The sequence below is a fragment of the Priestia sp. 3CA3 genome (assembly GCF_056836725.1).
This window is the reverse complement of record NZ_JBXENJ010000001.1, coordinates 521297-534829: the sequence shown is the minus strand read 5'-3', so window position 1 is coordinate 534829 and position 13533 is coordinate 521297. Positions and strand designations below refer to the sequence as shown.

14 protein-coding genes and 1 riboswitch are annotated in these 13533 nt (G+C 38.1%); of the genes, 2 read left to right on the top strand and 12 right to left on the bottom strand.

Translation table 11 applies throughout. The annotated features are described in order from the left end of the window. Positions 1 to 6: 6 nt before the first annotated feature. From AC1VNJ_RS02770 to AC1VNJ_RS02725, 10 genes are all read right to left on the bottom strand, one after another. Entirely contained in the window at positions 7 to 978 is a 972-nt protein-coding gene (locus AC1VNJ_RS02770) for a YpdA family putative bacillithiol disulfide reductase (RefSeq protein WP_482640295.1), read from the bottom strand. Positions 979 to 1110: 132 nt separating this feature from the next. Then, entirely contained in the window at positions 1111 to 2376 is a 1266-nt protein-coding gene (locus AC1VNJ_RS02765) for a Glu/Leu/Phe/Val family dehydrogenase (RefSeq protein WP_370506064.1), read from the bottom strand. Between the two features lie 357 nt (positions 2377 to 2733). Continuing rightward, complete coding sequence (locus tag AC1VNJ_RS02760) at positions 2734 to 3336, bottom strand: genetic competence negative regulator (RefSeq protein ID WP_025750420.1); 603 nt, start codon at positions 3334 to 3336, stop codon at positions 2734 to 2736. A 127-nt stretch (positions 3337 to 3463) separates the two neighbouring features. Continuing rightward, positions 3464 to 4375 (bottom strand): MerR family transcriptional regulator, encoded by a 912-nt coding sequence (locus AC1VNJ_RS02755; protein WP_028411523.1) that lies wholly within the window; start codon positions 4373 to 4375, stop codon positions 3464 to 3466. Between the two features lie 107 nt (positions 4376 to 4482). Continuing rightward, on the bottom strand, positions 4483 to 5250 hold the full coding sequence (locus tag AC1VNJ_RS02750) for a metallophosphoesterase (RefSeq protein ID WP_028411524.1): 768 nt from the start codon (positions 5248 to 5250) through the stop codon (positions 4483 to 4485). Positions 5251 to 5270: 20 nt separating this feature from the next. Next, entirely contained in the window at positions 5271 to 5645 is a 375-nt protein-coding gene (locus tag AC1VNJ_RS02745) for a hypothetical protein (protein WP_028411525.1), read from the bottom strand. 54 nt (positions 5646 to 5699) lie between these two features. Beyond that, positions 5700 to 6155, bottom strand: a complete 456-nt coding sequence (locus tag AC1VNJ_RS02740) for a DUF2663 family protein (protein ID WP_033579743.1) — start codon at positions 6153 to 6155, stop codon at positions 5700 to 5702. An 88-nt stretch (positions 6156 to 6243) separates the two neighbouring features. Beyond that, on the bottom strand, positions 6244 to 6849 hold the full coding sequence (locus AC1VNJ_RS02735; protein ID WP_028411527.1) for a CPBP family intramembrane glutamic endopeptidase: 606 nt from the start codon (positions 6847 to 6849) through the stop codon (positions 6244 to 6246). Continuing rightward, entirely contained in the window at positions 6849 to 8366 is a 1518-nt protein-coding gene (locus AC1VNJ_RS02730; RefSeq protein ID WP_028411528.1) for a RecQ family ATP-dependent DNA helicase, read from the bottom strand. Before AC1VNJ_RS02730 ends, AC1VNJ_RS02735 begins: the two co-directional genes overlap by 1 nt. A gap of 23 nt (positions 8367 to 8389) precedes the next feature. Continuing rightward, complete coding sequence (locus tag AC1VNJ_RS02725) at positions 8390 to 9439, bottom strand: YpbB family protein (RefSeq protein ID WP_048019801.1); 1050 nt, start codon at positions 9437 to 9439, stop codon at positions 8390 to 8392. Between the two features lie 257 nt (positions 9440 to 9696). On the opposite strand from AC1VNJ_RS02725, the gene AC1VNJ_RS02720 reads away from it, so the two are divergent. Continuing rightward, positions 9697 to 9945, top strand: a complete 249-nt coding sequence (locus tag AC1VNJ_RS02720) for a ferredoxin (protein WP_013059046.1) — start codon at positions 9697 to 9699, stop codon at positions 9943 to 9945. Between the two features lie 81 nt (positions 9946 to 10026). On the opposite strand, the gene AC1VNJ_RS02715 is transcribed toward AC1VNJ_RS02720, so the two are convergent. Next, positions 10027 to 10602 carry an ECF transporter S component gene (locus AC1VNJ_RS02715; protein ID WP_482640294.1) on the bottom strand — a complete coding sequence of 192 codons (576 nt, stop codon included), beginning with the start codon at positions 10600 to 10602 and terminating at the stop codon, positions 10027 to 10029. Positions 10603 to 10756: 154 nt separating this feature from the next. Continuing rightward, positions 10757 to 10900: riboswitch (FMN riboswitch) on the bottom strand. Between the two features lie 299 nt (positions 10901 to 11199). Here AC1VNJ_RS02715 and serA point away from each other — a divergent pair. Beyond that, entirely contained in the window at positions 11200 to 12774 is a 1575-nt protein-coding gene (gene serA / locus AC1VNJ_RS02710; RefSeq protein ID WP_482640293.1) for a phosphoglycerate dehydrogenase, read from the top strand. A 31-nt stretch (positions 12775 to 12805) separates the two neighbouring features. Here serA and AC1VNJ_RS02705 read toward each other — a convergent pair whose 3' ends face one another. Further along, positions 12806 to 13495: a peptidoglycan DD-metalloendopeptidase family protein gene (locus AC1VNJ_RS02705; protein WP_482640292.1), complete on the bottom strand. Its 690-nt coding sequence runs from the start codon at positions 13493 to 13495 to the stop codon at positions 12806 to 12808. Between the last annotated feature and the right edge of the window lie 38 nt (positions 13496 to 13533).

The window sequence follows — 13533 nt, the reverse complement described above, 5'->3', positions numbered from 1 at the left end:
AGAAGCCTATGCGTTGTTTTTGTTGATAATATGAGAAGCGATTGATTTCCCATGAAAACGTCCATTTTCAATAAAAATCTCATTAGCATTGTTTCCTGCAGCAATCACACCAGCGATATAAATTCCTTCCACGTTTGTTTCCATCGTCTCTTCGTTAAAAGAAGGGCGGCCTGTTTCATCATCTAATTCCACACCCATTTTTGTTAAAAACGAGTGATCAGGGTGATAGCCAGTCATGGCAAAAACGAAATCGTTACTAATCGTAAATTCTTTCCCTTCCTGCTCATATGTTACCGTTTCATCCGTTATCTTTGTTACATGAGCGTTAAAATGCATCCCAATCGTTCCATTTCGAACCAGCGCTTCAAATTCAGGCAATATCCAAGGTTTTACGCTAGGGGAGTAATCTGAGCCACGATAAATAACCGTCACCCTTGCATCACACTTCACCAATTCCAGAGCTGCATCGACGCTAGAGTTTTTTCCGCCTATAACGACTACATCTTTATCAAAATACGGATGCGCTTCTTTGAAATAATGAAATACCTTTGATAAATCTTCACCAGGAACATTCATATAATTAGGATGATCGTAATAGCCTGTAGCTATAATGACATTCTCCGCTTCATATGTCTCTTTGGATGTTGTGACAATAATTTGGTTTTCCCCTTGTTTGTCTACTTGCAAGACACGTTCAAACGGCTGAATTCGAACTTGCTTGCGCTTCACCACTTCTCGGTAGTAAGCAAGAGCTTGGTTGCGCACAGGCTTACGATTTTCGGTAATAAAAGGGACATCCCCAATTTCTAGTTTTTCACTTGAACTAAAAAACGTTTGGTGGGTCGGATAGTTATAAATTGCATTCACAATATTGCCTTTTTCAATTACAAGGGCATCAATACCTGTATGTTGAAGCTCAATAGCTGCTGAAAGCCCGCATGGTCCTCCGCCAACAATAATTACTTTTTCTTTCTTCATGCCTGTCACTCCTTCAGTTGTAAACGCACCTTTTTTTTATTTTAACGCAGTGTAAAACAAAAAAATCTCCTCATTAATGATAGGAGATTTTTTCTATTTACGCAATTGTTCTGCTGTTCTGCTGTTCTGTTTTTAAATCCAGCCTCTGAAGCGAGAGCCTTCTGCCATTTTTCTTACGCCTATCATATAAGCAGCTAGACGCATGTCGACTTTTCGAGTTGTAGAAGTTTCGTAGATGTTATTAAATGATTTCACCATTACTTTTTCAAGCTTTTCTTCTACTTCTTCTTCCGTCCAATAATAACCTTGGTTATTTTGCACCCATTCAAAATAAGAGACTGTTACACCGCCCGCACTTGCCAAAACGTCTGGAACTAATAAAATCCCTCTCTCTGACAAGATGCGCGTTGCTTCAAGAGTTGTTGGTCCATTTGCTGCTTCCACCACAATACTCGCTTGAATGTTATGGGCATTTTCTTCTGTAATTTGATTTTCAATCGCAGCTGGAACTAGGATGTCACAGTCAAGTTCAAGCAGCTCTTTGTTGCTGATAGTATTATTGAATAATTTCGTTACTGTACCAAAGCTATCGCGTCGATCTAATAAATAATCAATGTCTAAACCATTAGGATCATGCAGCGCTCCGTATGCATCAGATATCCCTACAATTTTAGCACCAGCGTCGTGCATGAACTTAGCTAAAAAGCTTCCTGCATTTCCAAACCCTTGTACTACTACCCGTGCACCTTGTAATTCAATGCCTCGTTTTTTCGCTGCTTCACGAATACAAATAGTTACTCCTTTTGCAGTCGCTGTTTCACGGCCGTGCGAACCACCTAAGACAAGGGGCTTTCCAGTAATAAAGCCAGGCGAGTTAAATTCATCAATCCGGCTGTATTCATCCATCATCCAAGCCATAATTTGTGAATTTGTAAACACATCCGGCGCTGGAATATCCTTTGTTGGTCCAACAATTTGGCTAATCGCACGAACATATCCGCGGCTTAAACGCTCTAATTCTCCAAAAGACATATTTCGAGGATCACAAACAATTCCACCTTTTCCTCCACCGTAAGGAAGGTCAACGATTCCACATTTTAAACTCATCCATATAGATAGAGCTTTTACTTCTTTTTCAGTTACGTTTGGGTGAAAACGAATTCCACCTTTCGTAGGACCAACTGCATCGTTATGCTGCGCTCGGTGACCTGTAAAAATCTTAACTGATCCGTCATCCATACGAACAGGAATTTTTACTGTCATCATTCGTAATGGCTCTTTTAATAGTTCATACACTTCATCAGGATAGCCTAGTTTTTCTAACGCTTTATGTATCACTGTTTGTGTAGATTTTAAAACATCATGCTTCTCTTCTTGACTATTTTTACTGTCTTGCATCTTGTCGGCTACCATCTGTAAACCTCCTAAAATGTATCGAAAATTATTCGTTTTTAATTGAATGGTGCTTCTTTCATGACATAGTATACACCCTTAGTTTTACATTGCAAAGGAAAATATCGAACTTTTAGTATTTTTTGTGTTCTTCTAAGAAAACGCTTCCAATAACTTTACAAGGTATGCTACAATGTTTTAAGTCTGCCTCTTTCCTAGTATGCGTTAATCGTCTTAAAAAAATAAAAAACACCCGGTGATAAAGAGCACTTTCAACAACTTTGTACAAGCTGACAGTGCAGCCACTCTTATTTTAATAAAAGTGCTTTATCCTTCACGGGTGTAATTATTTCAATTAAACAGTTAAGAAAAGACAGAGTTAATATACTCCAGAGCTCTCTTTTCTACTAATATTTTTCCATATTCATTTACGCGGTGCTTTGTAATTGTAGAGGGATTTCCATACTCCGCCAAAACCGCAATCATATTCCCAACTTCAGCCGGTGACAGCATGTGATAATCCAACAGCACGTAAAAACGTTTTTCGAATGAATAGAGCACGCTATCCGTATCGTAAAAGTTTGACATGCGCTTGGTCAGCTGAATGACATCTTCAAATGAATCAAACTCAAAAAACATGTCTTCGCTTTCATCTAGCATGACCTGCATTTCAATGAAGTCCTCGAACTCGTCTTCATCGAACTCACCGTAGCTGGTTTCTTCTTCATACTGCTTTGTCACAAATACAACCATTCCCTGTGCTTGAAGTGAAAAAACTTCTACCGAAAGAGAATTTGTAGGTTCAAAGTTCAGTTCTTGAGAAGCTTGCTCTATCATCTCACGAAAGAGCTGTTTTACTTTGAATGTATCTGTCCATAGATCTTCTTTTGTTAACCCTCTTTCTTTTAAATCATCGTAGGTCAAAAAAACTTTTAGCTTATTATAGTTTAATCGTTCAAGCCTCATTAGCGTCCCTCCCCGCTTGCACTCATAACCACATGGTTCGATAATGCAGTATATGTATTTTTTGGAAAACGGTTCGTGATGTTTACTTACGAGTTTACAGGTTTATGAAAGGAAAGACAAGCTATTCTCAATCAATTTCTGCTAATTTTTTTGTTAGCCAGCTGTTCCACTCTTCTTTTGTATTTCCTAAAATAAACGGCTGAGCCTCGCCTTTTCTTTTGCTATCTAAACCATCAAACACATAACCGCCTAATCCTACTTTAAGATGCGGGAATTTCTTTATCATTTGGTTCGTCAAATTCAGTGTTTTCTCGGCATTTTCCATCATTGTGCATGACATAAATAAAAACGTTGGGTCTACTTCTTTAACAATTAGCTCAACATCTTTATCTTCAATGCTGCTTCCTAAATAAATAACCTCAAACCCTTTACGGCGTAAAAATAGCGTAAAGACTAGAAGTCCAACTTCATGTGTCTCATTAGGCCCACATACAGCAATCGCTTTAGGCAATAAGCCATTTGAAGGCAGCGAATAAAAAATCATGCTGATACGCGTTTTTAATACTTGAGTCGTATAATGCTCATGAGCACTTGTGATTTGCCCTTTTTCCCACATATCTCCAACCGTCACGAGTAGAGAACCCAAAATATCAATAACCACTTTTTCTACCGAATACAGGCTAAACGCATGATTAATTAAATCCTGTGCTTTTCCTTCTTCAAAAGATAGAAGCATCGTTAACAGCTCATCCCTAATTTTCTGAGGGGAATCTACTTCTCCTTCTTCTTCAAACGCTCCTACTGTACTACTTTCCGTTTCTAATAACGAAACCGCTTGACTAATCGTAAAACCTCCGCTCACTTTTTCCGTGAGCCATTTTAATTTCCGCAAATCTTCCTCTGTATATAACCGATGCCCCGATTCATTGCGGACAGGATTTAAAATTTGATAGCGTCGTTCCCATGCACGCAAAGTTCCCGGCTGGATCCCGACCATATTTGAGATGGCTTTAATATTATACTTCCCTTCGTGAGCCATACGTAACCTCCAACTACTCTTCGTGAACTGTTTCTATTAATTGAATTATAGGATAAGTTATCCTGTGTGTAAAATTTGTATATGCTATGTAAAGAGTTTGTTCAAGGCTATTCTTTCCTTTTTAAAGTGATATAATGCGTTTGTGCTCTAGCTTGTAAACGGAGAGGCAGGGAGGTTGTACCATATCCATTACTAACAAAAAGAGGAATCTGTCTTTTCTCTTTCAGCCCTCCTAATTCATACATACCAAAATTAAATAAGCGTATCTGTCCTCCGTGTGTATGTCCGCTCAAAATTAAATCTACTTTTGATTCTTCATCTACATAATAGATAACATCAGGATTGTGGCTTAGAAGAATGGTAAGCTGGTCAGGTTCAATGGAAGAAACAGCTCGCTTTAGATCCATCTCACCTTCGGATAAATCATCTACTCCCGCAAAATTGCATGTAGTACCATGTTTAGAAACTGCAGAGACATGCTCGTTTTTAAGGGTAATAACTCCCTCATCCTTAAGCATCTGCTTCAATTGCACTTGACTTACTTCGTAATCATTATTTCCCCATACAAAATAGACCGGTCCAAGCGTTTTAAGCTTTTGAATATTTTGACGAGCACGCAATAAAGGTACTCCTCCTTCTAGTAAGTCACCGCCTATGATCACAAAATCTACTTCACCAGGTATTTTTTCCAACAGCTTCGACGAAACTGTTCGCTTATGTACATCCGATATAAAAAACAGGCGTAAAGGCTGCTGATTTCCGGGAAATGTTGATAAATGAATCGTTCTTTCTTCTACATATGTACGATGGGCTTCCGAAAACATAAAAATCAGCAGGCCTATGCCTAACGCTAAAATAATTAAAGAAATAACCATATATTCTCCTTCTTTTCATTTTATACACGGTGTGTTTCTGTTAAAGAAGAAAGGGCATAAATTGTCGCAATTGTTAACAAACCTACTACTTGATAAAGCGCAACTGTGCTTAACGATAAAACTCCTATCACACATAGACATGAAACAAGATATTCATGCCATTTTACCTTATAGCCTTTTAGAAACAACCGACTTTGCAGAAACACTTTACGAACTGCCGCCGACAGACAAAAAAGAGCCGTGAAAAATAAAATTATAATACCAAACACATCTAACGGATGTAAAATCATTTGAATAAGTAAATAGGTTAACGAAGCTTTTGAGCCTACAGCCGTTAAACTGCTGATATAATAACTGCATAACCACGCAGCCAGCAAGTTAAACCAATCTCTCACAAAAAAACCCCCTTCACTAAACTTCTATGTAAAAAGAGGCTTTTTCATGCGATTCTATTTATTTTCATGATATAAATTAATTCCATAAGTGGACTGCATCCAGCGGAACGTTTCTTTTCGGTTCTCCCATGTTTCAGGCGTCGCCCATAGCTCTTTGCTTCTTTTAATAATCTCACAGCGCAAGTCTTGAAAAGTCTTTTCCGCTTTCTCGCTTTTTTTCTGCAGCTGTACAGTATAAAAATAAAGGGAGACGGTGAGCAATAGAAACATCAAATGCCCTATGTTACCTAACAAAAATGAGAAAAATTCGCTAAACGTCGTAAAAAAACCGCTTTGAAATATGAAAAAAAAGTAGCTAATAACAGCCGTTACGCTGGCTAAAAACAAAAGCTTCCATCTTTTCTCTTTAGCTTTCAGCTTATTAACCGTCTCTTTTCTTTTGATAACGCTCGCTAATATATATTGAAGTGTTTCATCGCTTTCAAAGTCTATCAACTTGTTTTCCAACATTCCACCCCCTCGTATGCTAGTACAACATATGAGTGAATATAAAAGATTATGTGGATAACACTGAAAATAATGGCTGTTTCCTTAACCTTTACTGCATGAGTTCTTCTGACTGTACAGATTTCCCTTTTGACTTTCGTATCTGCAGGCCTAATAAAAAATCAATGAGAAAATGAGTAAAAATCGTGACATACAAATTTTCAGTCCACCAAAACAGCAACCCTATTAAAAAGCTTAAAACCACAACCGAAATAAAAAGAAACCACTTTTTTAAATATCGAATGTGAACGAGTGCAAATACGATACTCGCCCAAAAAAGGCCAAACTGAACTTGTATAACCCCTCGAAATAATATTTCTTCTGAACAGGCAACGATTAGGCAAATAAGGGCTAGATGAGGAATGGAACGATTAGCAAATAAACGTTCATTAATCCCTCCGTCATCATATAAATGCTCGGGTACACACTTCATTAGAAGCATATCTCCTCCTACTACCAAGAGAGCTGTACCTCCCCCGTACAATAAAATAGAAGCCCAATCCAGCTCAAAAAACTGTAAAAAGGAATGCCACGAATCAAATGTGAAAAAACCGATGCCTAAAGCAATAAAGCAGATGAGCAGCTGCGTTACATATAAATTTTTAACCAGCTCTGCATCCGTCATGGATGAAATAAGCTCTTGCTGTGACTTTGCCATTATATCTCTCCTTGACGAAGCAAACGAGCTAATTCTAATTCCCAGCCTTGAAATGTCCATTGCTCTTGCTCACCATTTGTTTTTTTATAGGCTTCTAAATCCAATCCGCAGCAATCGCAACAATTCTGAAGCTCTGATTTTCCCAGCTCATTGAAATAGCCAAGCAGCACCTGACGACGGCATTCTTTTGCCTCAATAAACTCCTTCATCGCACGGTACTTGTCATGTTTGTTTCGAAGACGTTTATTTACAGCTGCAACAATCGTTTCATGCAGCGATTCAGGGATTTTCCTAGGTTCAACATGTTCATTTTCCACTACATTTTCTCTGTACAAATAATAACGAATAAATCGCCAATGTGTTTCTTGAATACCCACTGTATAAAGAAAATGAGACTCTACTTGTTTTAAAGGAATGGCCTGATCATGATTTCGTAAATACGACAGGCAGTATAAGATGATATCTGAAGAAGGAAGCTCAATTTCAAGTAAAGAATGAGCAAAATCATCGTCTCCTTCGGCATAAAGCAAAATCGCAATACTGTTTTGCTGATCGCGTCCACTTCTTCCAATTTCCTGTACGTATGCTTCTAGCTGCGTAGGTGTATGAAAATGAATAACAAAGCGAACATTCGATTTATTAACCCCCATTCCAAATGCACTTGTGCAGCAAATGATATCCAGCTGATTTTCTAAAAATTGCTGTTGAACAAGCATTCTTTCATTCGGTTCCATTCCCCCATGGTAATACTGCACTCGCTGTATCCCATTTTCCTTTAGAAGCTGTGTTAATGCTTCTGTCCAAGATCGGCTGGAACAATAGATAATTCCTGGACTTTGCAGTTCACTAACGTACATCAGCAACTTCTCTTTTTTCTCTTCAATACTTGCAACAAAATCAACTTTCATCGCAATATTACTTCGATTCATGGAATAGATGTGCTCGTTGACAGCAGGCAGCGATAAGTAGCGCTTAATATCTTCCACTACTTCCCTAGTCGCAGTTCCTGTTAGTGCCAGACATAGCGGACTGCCAAGTTCCTTCCATATATCTCCTAACTGAAGATAATCCAAACGGAAATCATGTCCCCACTGAGAAATACAGTGCGCCTCGTCCACAACGAAAAGGCCTACCTTTGCCTGTTTTAATGCTTCTACCACAACAGCGTTTTGCAAAATTTCAGGAGATGCATAAATAAAACGATAAAAAGCTAAATCTTTTAGCGCCCGTCTTTTTTCTTCTTGTTGTAGGAAACTATTTAAGGCAATAACTCTCTTTTCTCCACTTGCCTTTAGTTGTTGAACTTGATCTTCCATCAGTGAAATTAAAGGAGATACAATCAGCACCGGTCGGTTCAACACATAAGCGGGGAGCTGATAGCACAATGATTTCCCTGTTCCTGTAGGAAGAACCGCTAACACATTATGACCTGTTAAAATATCTTGAATAATCTCTTTTTGTCCTAGTCGAAATTGGCTATAGCCAAATTGTTTCTGTAGAAGTTGTTCTATCTTCACATCAAACACCACTTTTTTTAGTATCAGGTAAAATGTTTTGCTAATACGAGACGAATCTGAAAATAGGTAACGTCGTCTTTTACTTCTTCCTTTATCGCCTTTAATTTATTTGTACGCAAACTTTCAAAAGCCGAGATAATTTCTTCCTGCTGCTTAGGCGATACGTATGCATCGATTGAAAAAGATGGAACAAACAGAGCTAATTCTGCAATATGATCTTCAATTGTACTTTCTTTTAAACGCCTTATATAAGCAATTTCTTCAAGCGCCTTTCCTTTTTGAAGCCAGCTATACGTTTTTAACGTCGAGCTTGTCAAAGGCAATTCTAAATATAGATCATGCAAAAAAGAAGAAAGTACATGAAAGCTTTCATTATTTTGACTCACTTTTTCAATGATATGATGAATAACCCCTAAAAGTTGAATATGCACATAATGCTCATCGAGTTCATATTGATATGCTAACTGATTTTTTGTAAAGCCTACTCTTTCGTATCCAGTCAGTTGCAAAACAAAAAGAGACGCATCCCGTTCCGTACAATCTTTCAAGCACGTTCGGAGCTCTTTGAATAGCTCGGCGGCTAACTCTTGACGCGTTTGCTTTTGAGACATAATATACGTTTTGACCCATTGAATGACCTCAGGATTTTTGGAAATGGGTAAAAACCCTTTTTGAAAATACTGTAGGTTTGATAAGGTCTGAATGAACAAAGTGATTCTTGCTAAAAATAATTGAGTACTGCTTGCGAATTTCCATCCGTCTAAAGCTGGATGAAAGGGCCGAGCCGTCAGTTCATCTTCAAGGCGTGTTCGTCCCTTATCTGTCATCACATACTTTTGATTTTCAGTTTCTTCGATATACTGCTGTTCTTTTAAATATGCAACGCAGGTTTCAAAAGACCGTTTATCTAAGTAAAGAAATGACTGAAAAAGAAAAGAGATTCCAAAAATTTTTCCGTCTTGAATTGTTTGCGCTGACTTTTTACCTGTTAATAAATGATAAATACCATAGGCGGTTCGCTCACCTTTTAACTGTTTTATACAAAATAAAATGCTAACTTGAATATAATTCAAAGGTGTCAACTTCCTTTCTCATTCATTGTACCAAAAGTGACCAATAGCATGTGAGATAAAGGCTTTTTAGCTCTTTCCTTTATGTATCAAAACGTTTGGATAAGTGAAGAAACCTTGATTTGATAAGCATTCTCAGTGACTTTTCTATTGAAAAGTTTTATAAATCATTTTACAATGAATAAGGAGAAATTTCACTCTTGATTCGCGAAGAGATTATATAATAAGAAATTTTCGAACACTTTACAGGAGGTCTTGTTATGCCAAAATATACAATTGTTGATAAAGATACTTGCATCGCATGCGGCGCTTGCGGAGCAGCAGCACCAGACATTTATGATTATGATGATGAAGGTATTGCATTCGTAACATTAGATGATAACCAAGGTGTAGTAGAAATTCCAGAAGATCTAGAAGATGATATGATGGATGCAATGGAAGGCTGCCCTACGGATTCAATTCGCGTAGCGGATGAAAAATTCGAAGGCGATGCTAATAAATTCGAATAAGTATTGAACAAACCTGTAGTATAGTACATGCTGCAGGTTTTTTTATATATAAAAATCGCTCTCCCCGGGAGAGCGATTGAATTAAACAGCAACGCGGCGCGTGATCCATTGCTTCATTTTTGAAAACAATAAGACAAAAATAACCCCTGTTGCTGCTCCTTTTATTAAGTTAAACGGCAAAATACCTGCAACGATATATTGACGCGCTTGTTCACTAGACATTTCTGGCGATTGTAAGAAGATTGTATACGCCGGTAAAAAGACATAATAATTTAAGACAGCCATGAGTACCGTCATTACAACCGTACCCGTAACCAAACCTATCGTTACGCCTTTAGCTGTTTTAAATCGACGGAACATATATGATACAGGAAGAACGAACAGTAAACCAGCTACAAAGTTCGCCACTTGACCAACCGGAACCCCTGTGGCACTTCCTTGAATTAAATAATTCAATAAATTTTTTATTCCTTCTACTATAACAGCAGCCATAGGTCCAAATATAATTGCTGCTACGAGTGCAGGAATTTCGCTAAAATCAATTGTTAAAAACGGAGGTAATCCAGGAATCGGAAAATTAATCATCATTAAAATGTAAGCAATACTGCTTAACATTCCTAGTACAACCAGCTTTTGAGTTTTCTTACTTTGTTGCATCTTGCCTCTCTCCTTCTTTGTGATCCACTCTTCAAAGAAGAAAGGTTCAACTTCATATCCCCACGCAAAAACCTCCCAACAAATGATTCGTTGAGAGGAGACATGGCAGGCATATTTAATAAACGTTCATCACATTAGGTTTTGAACGCTGAACCTCCACCTTCTCCCATCCAGACTGTACTGTCGGCTTTGGAATTTCACCAAATCTGCTCGTATGCATTACATATAAGCTCGCGGGCTCAAAACAATTTGTTTTTTTACCGCCGGTCGGGAATTTCACCCTGCCCCGAAGATAGACCAATATTTAATTATGAATTTATTATATGTTATCTCGAATTAAAAGTAAATAAAGAAGTTTTTTTATTTCCTATTAAATTGATGTCTTTTATAAACTTCATTACTGTTTTATATGTAAAATAAGGAAATAAGTGCATAACCAACAGCATTATGACATATTTATAGTTTCAATTTTACGTTTACAATTGTGTATTTGATAACTAATTGTAAAGTTTAAAAAATATAATTGACAGAATTTTTTTAACATGGTAAATTATCAAATATTTGATGATAGTAAAATCCAAGGGAGATGTTCACGTCATGTATAACGTATTAGTAGCTGATTCAATTAGCAATGAAGGTCTTGCTCCACTACTTGAAGCTCCTCATGTGAATCTTACGCGAAAAAAAGTTGAAGAAGTTGAGAATGATTTGCATACGTACGATGCGCTTTTAGTACGGAGTGCTACGACGGTTACAGAGGATTTGCTGGCAAAAATGCCGAATTTAAAAATTGTTGCTCGCGCTGGAGTAGGTGTCGATAATATTGATATTGAAGCCTCAACCAAACGAGGGGTTGTCGTTATTAACGCACCGAACGGAAATACCATTTCAACGGCGGAACATACATTTGCTATGATGGCTAGCTTGTTTCGGCATATCCCCCAAGGAAATGCTTCAGTCAAAGCGCGCGAATGGAACCGCTCAGCATTTGTTGGAACAGAGCTTAATCGCAAACACCTGGGCATTATCGGATTTGGACGAATTGGCTCAGAGCTTGCTAAACGCGCAAAAGCCTTCAATATGAGCGTTCACGTTTACGATCCTTTTTTAACCTCTTCCCGAGCTGAAAAACTAGGCGTAGAACTATTATCCCTGGATGAATTACTAGCAGCAGCGGATGTAATTACCGTACACACTCCGCTTACGAAAGAAACCAAGGGATTGCTCAATCATGAAACATTAGCCAAAACAAAGAAGGGTGTATTTTTATTAAACTGCGCACGCGGCGGGATCATTGATGAAAAATCCTTAGTTCATTATTTAGAAATTGGCCATGTTCAAGGTGCAGCTATTGACGTATTTGAAGTTGAACCGCCGATTGATAACCCTTTGTTACATTTTGATCAAGTTATTACAACTCCCCATTTAGGAGCTTCTACAAAAGAAGCCCAGCTTAACGTTGCTGAAGACGTGGCACATGACGTTCTGCGTTTTCTAGAAGGTAATCCTGTAAGTTCATCCATTAATTTACCAACGCTTTCTAAAGAAGTTTTTGAAAAAATTCAGCCGTTTACGAGCCTTACTAAACAAATGGGAGCTATTTTATCTCAATGCATGCGAGAACCCGTTCAGCATATCTCGATCTCCTACGGAGGTACAGTGACGGATTTAGAAACCACTTATATTACACGGAGCTTGTTATCAGGCTTTTTAACCCATCGTATTGACTCACCTGTTAACGAAGTCAATGCTTCTATGATTGCCAAAGAACGAGGAATTACATTTGGTGAAAAAACATCGGAAGATACACAAGGATATTCTAATATAATTGACGTTACAGTAACAGGCGAACAGCGTACATTTACGATTACGGGCACTTATATAGCAGGATATGGACCTCGAATTGTTAATATTGATTCGTTTGATATTGATTTTTATCCAGAAGGACATCTTCTTTATATCCGTCACAGTGATCAGCCCGGAGTTATTGGAAATGTAGGGAAAGTACTTGGAGATTTACGTATTAACATTGCTACCATGCAAGTGGGCCGTAAGCAAAAAGGCGGCGAAGCCATTATGATGCTCACGTTTGATAAACTTTTAGATGATTCTGTCATCACTTCATTAAAACAAACAAGCGAAATTGTGACCATACAGCGCATTGAGTTGTGACATTGAAAAAAGAGCCTTAGCGGCTCTTTTTTTATGGACTTATTTTTAACACTTGTCCTGCATTTAAAGCGGTGTTTTTTAAATGATTCCACTTTCTTAGCTGCTCCACATCGACTTCATATTTGGCCGCAAGTTCAGATAATGTATCTCCTTGATGGATAAGAATACAGTTATCAGAAGCCTGATGTAACTGCTGAAAAACCGTGGCAGCTAAATCGTTTTTTACGTATGCCGATAGTTTTTGCCTGTCCAATTTGGCGAGTGGGTTTACCGCATTGGTTTTATCCGGATTCCAACTTCCTTGATGAACTTCAAAATGCAAATGTGCACCTGAAGATCGTCCTGTATTGCCAACCCATCCAATGTTTTGACCTGCGGCTACAGAATTTCCTTCTGCAACAAGTCGTTTCTCTAGATGAGCATAGACCGTTTCGTATCCATTTGTTTGTTTGATAAAAACAACTTGCCCGTATGTATTTGAATAATAAGAGCGGCTCACCACTCCTTTTGCAACAGCATACACCTGTGTACCAACAGGTGCTGCTATATCGATTCCAAAGTGTTTGGCGTGACGAGAACCAAATATATCGGTTAAGACTCCTTCAACCGGCCACTCCCACTGCTTCTCTTCTGCCTTTACCATTTGCCCGCCCAAAAATAAAAGACCTATACACAATCCCATCACTAATACAACCAATATTCTTCTTAACACGTCAATCATGAAGAAAGAACCTCCTATGTAGATCTTTGCACACAAAA

Bases quoted from the DNA above. Each gene is read 5' to 3' on its own strand.
- AC1VNJ_RS02705 (WP_482640292.1), bottom strand. From the start codon at position 13,495: ATGATTGACGTGTTAAGAAGAATATTGGTTGTATTAGTGATGGGATTG.
- AC1VNJ_RS02720 (WP_013059046.1), top strand. From the start codon at position 9,697: ATGCCAAAATATACAATTGTTGATAAAGATACTTGCATCGCATGCGGC.
- serA (WP_482640293.1), top strand. From the start codon at position 11,200: ATGTATAACGTATTAGTAGCTGATTCAATTAGCAATGAAGGTCTTGCT.
- AC1VNJ_RS02755 (WP_028411523.1), bottom strand. From the start codon at position 4,375: ATGGCTCACGAAGGGAAGTATAATATTAAAGCCATCTCAAATATGGTC.
- AC1VNJ_RS02735 (WP_028411527.1), bottom strand. From the start codon at position 6,849: ATGGCAAAGTCACAGCAAGAGCTTATTTCATCCATGACGGATGCAGAG.
- AC1VNJ_RS02750 (WP_028411524.1), bottom strand. From the start codon at position 5,250: ATGGTTATTTCTTTAATTATTTTAGCGTTAGGCATAGGCCTGCTGATT.
- AC1VNJ_RS02770 (WP_482640295.1), bottom strand. From the start codon at position 978: ATGAAGAAAGAAAAAGTAATTATTGTTGGCGGAGGACCATGCGGGCTT.
- AC1VNJ_RS02715 (WP_482640294.1), bottom strand. From the start codon at position 10,602: ATGCAACAAAGTAAGAAAACTCAAAAGCTGGTTGTACTAGGAATGTTA.
- AC1VNJ_RS02765 (WP_370506064.1), bottom strand. From the start codon at position 2,376: ATGCAAGACAGTAAAAATAGTCAAGAAGAGAAGCATGATGTTTTAAAA.
- AC1VNJ_RS02760 (WP_025750420.1), bottom strand. From the start codon at position 3,336: ATGAGGCTTGAACGATTAAACTATAATAAGCTAAAAGTTTTTTTGACC.
- AC1VNJ_RS02740 (WP_033579743.1), bottom strand. From the start codon at position 6,155: ATGTTGGAAAACAAGTTGATAGACTTTGAAAGCGATGAAACACTTCAA.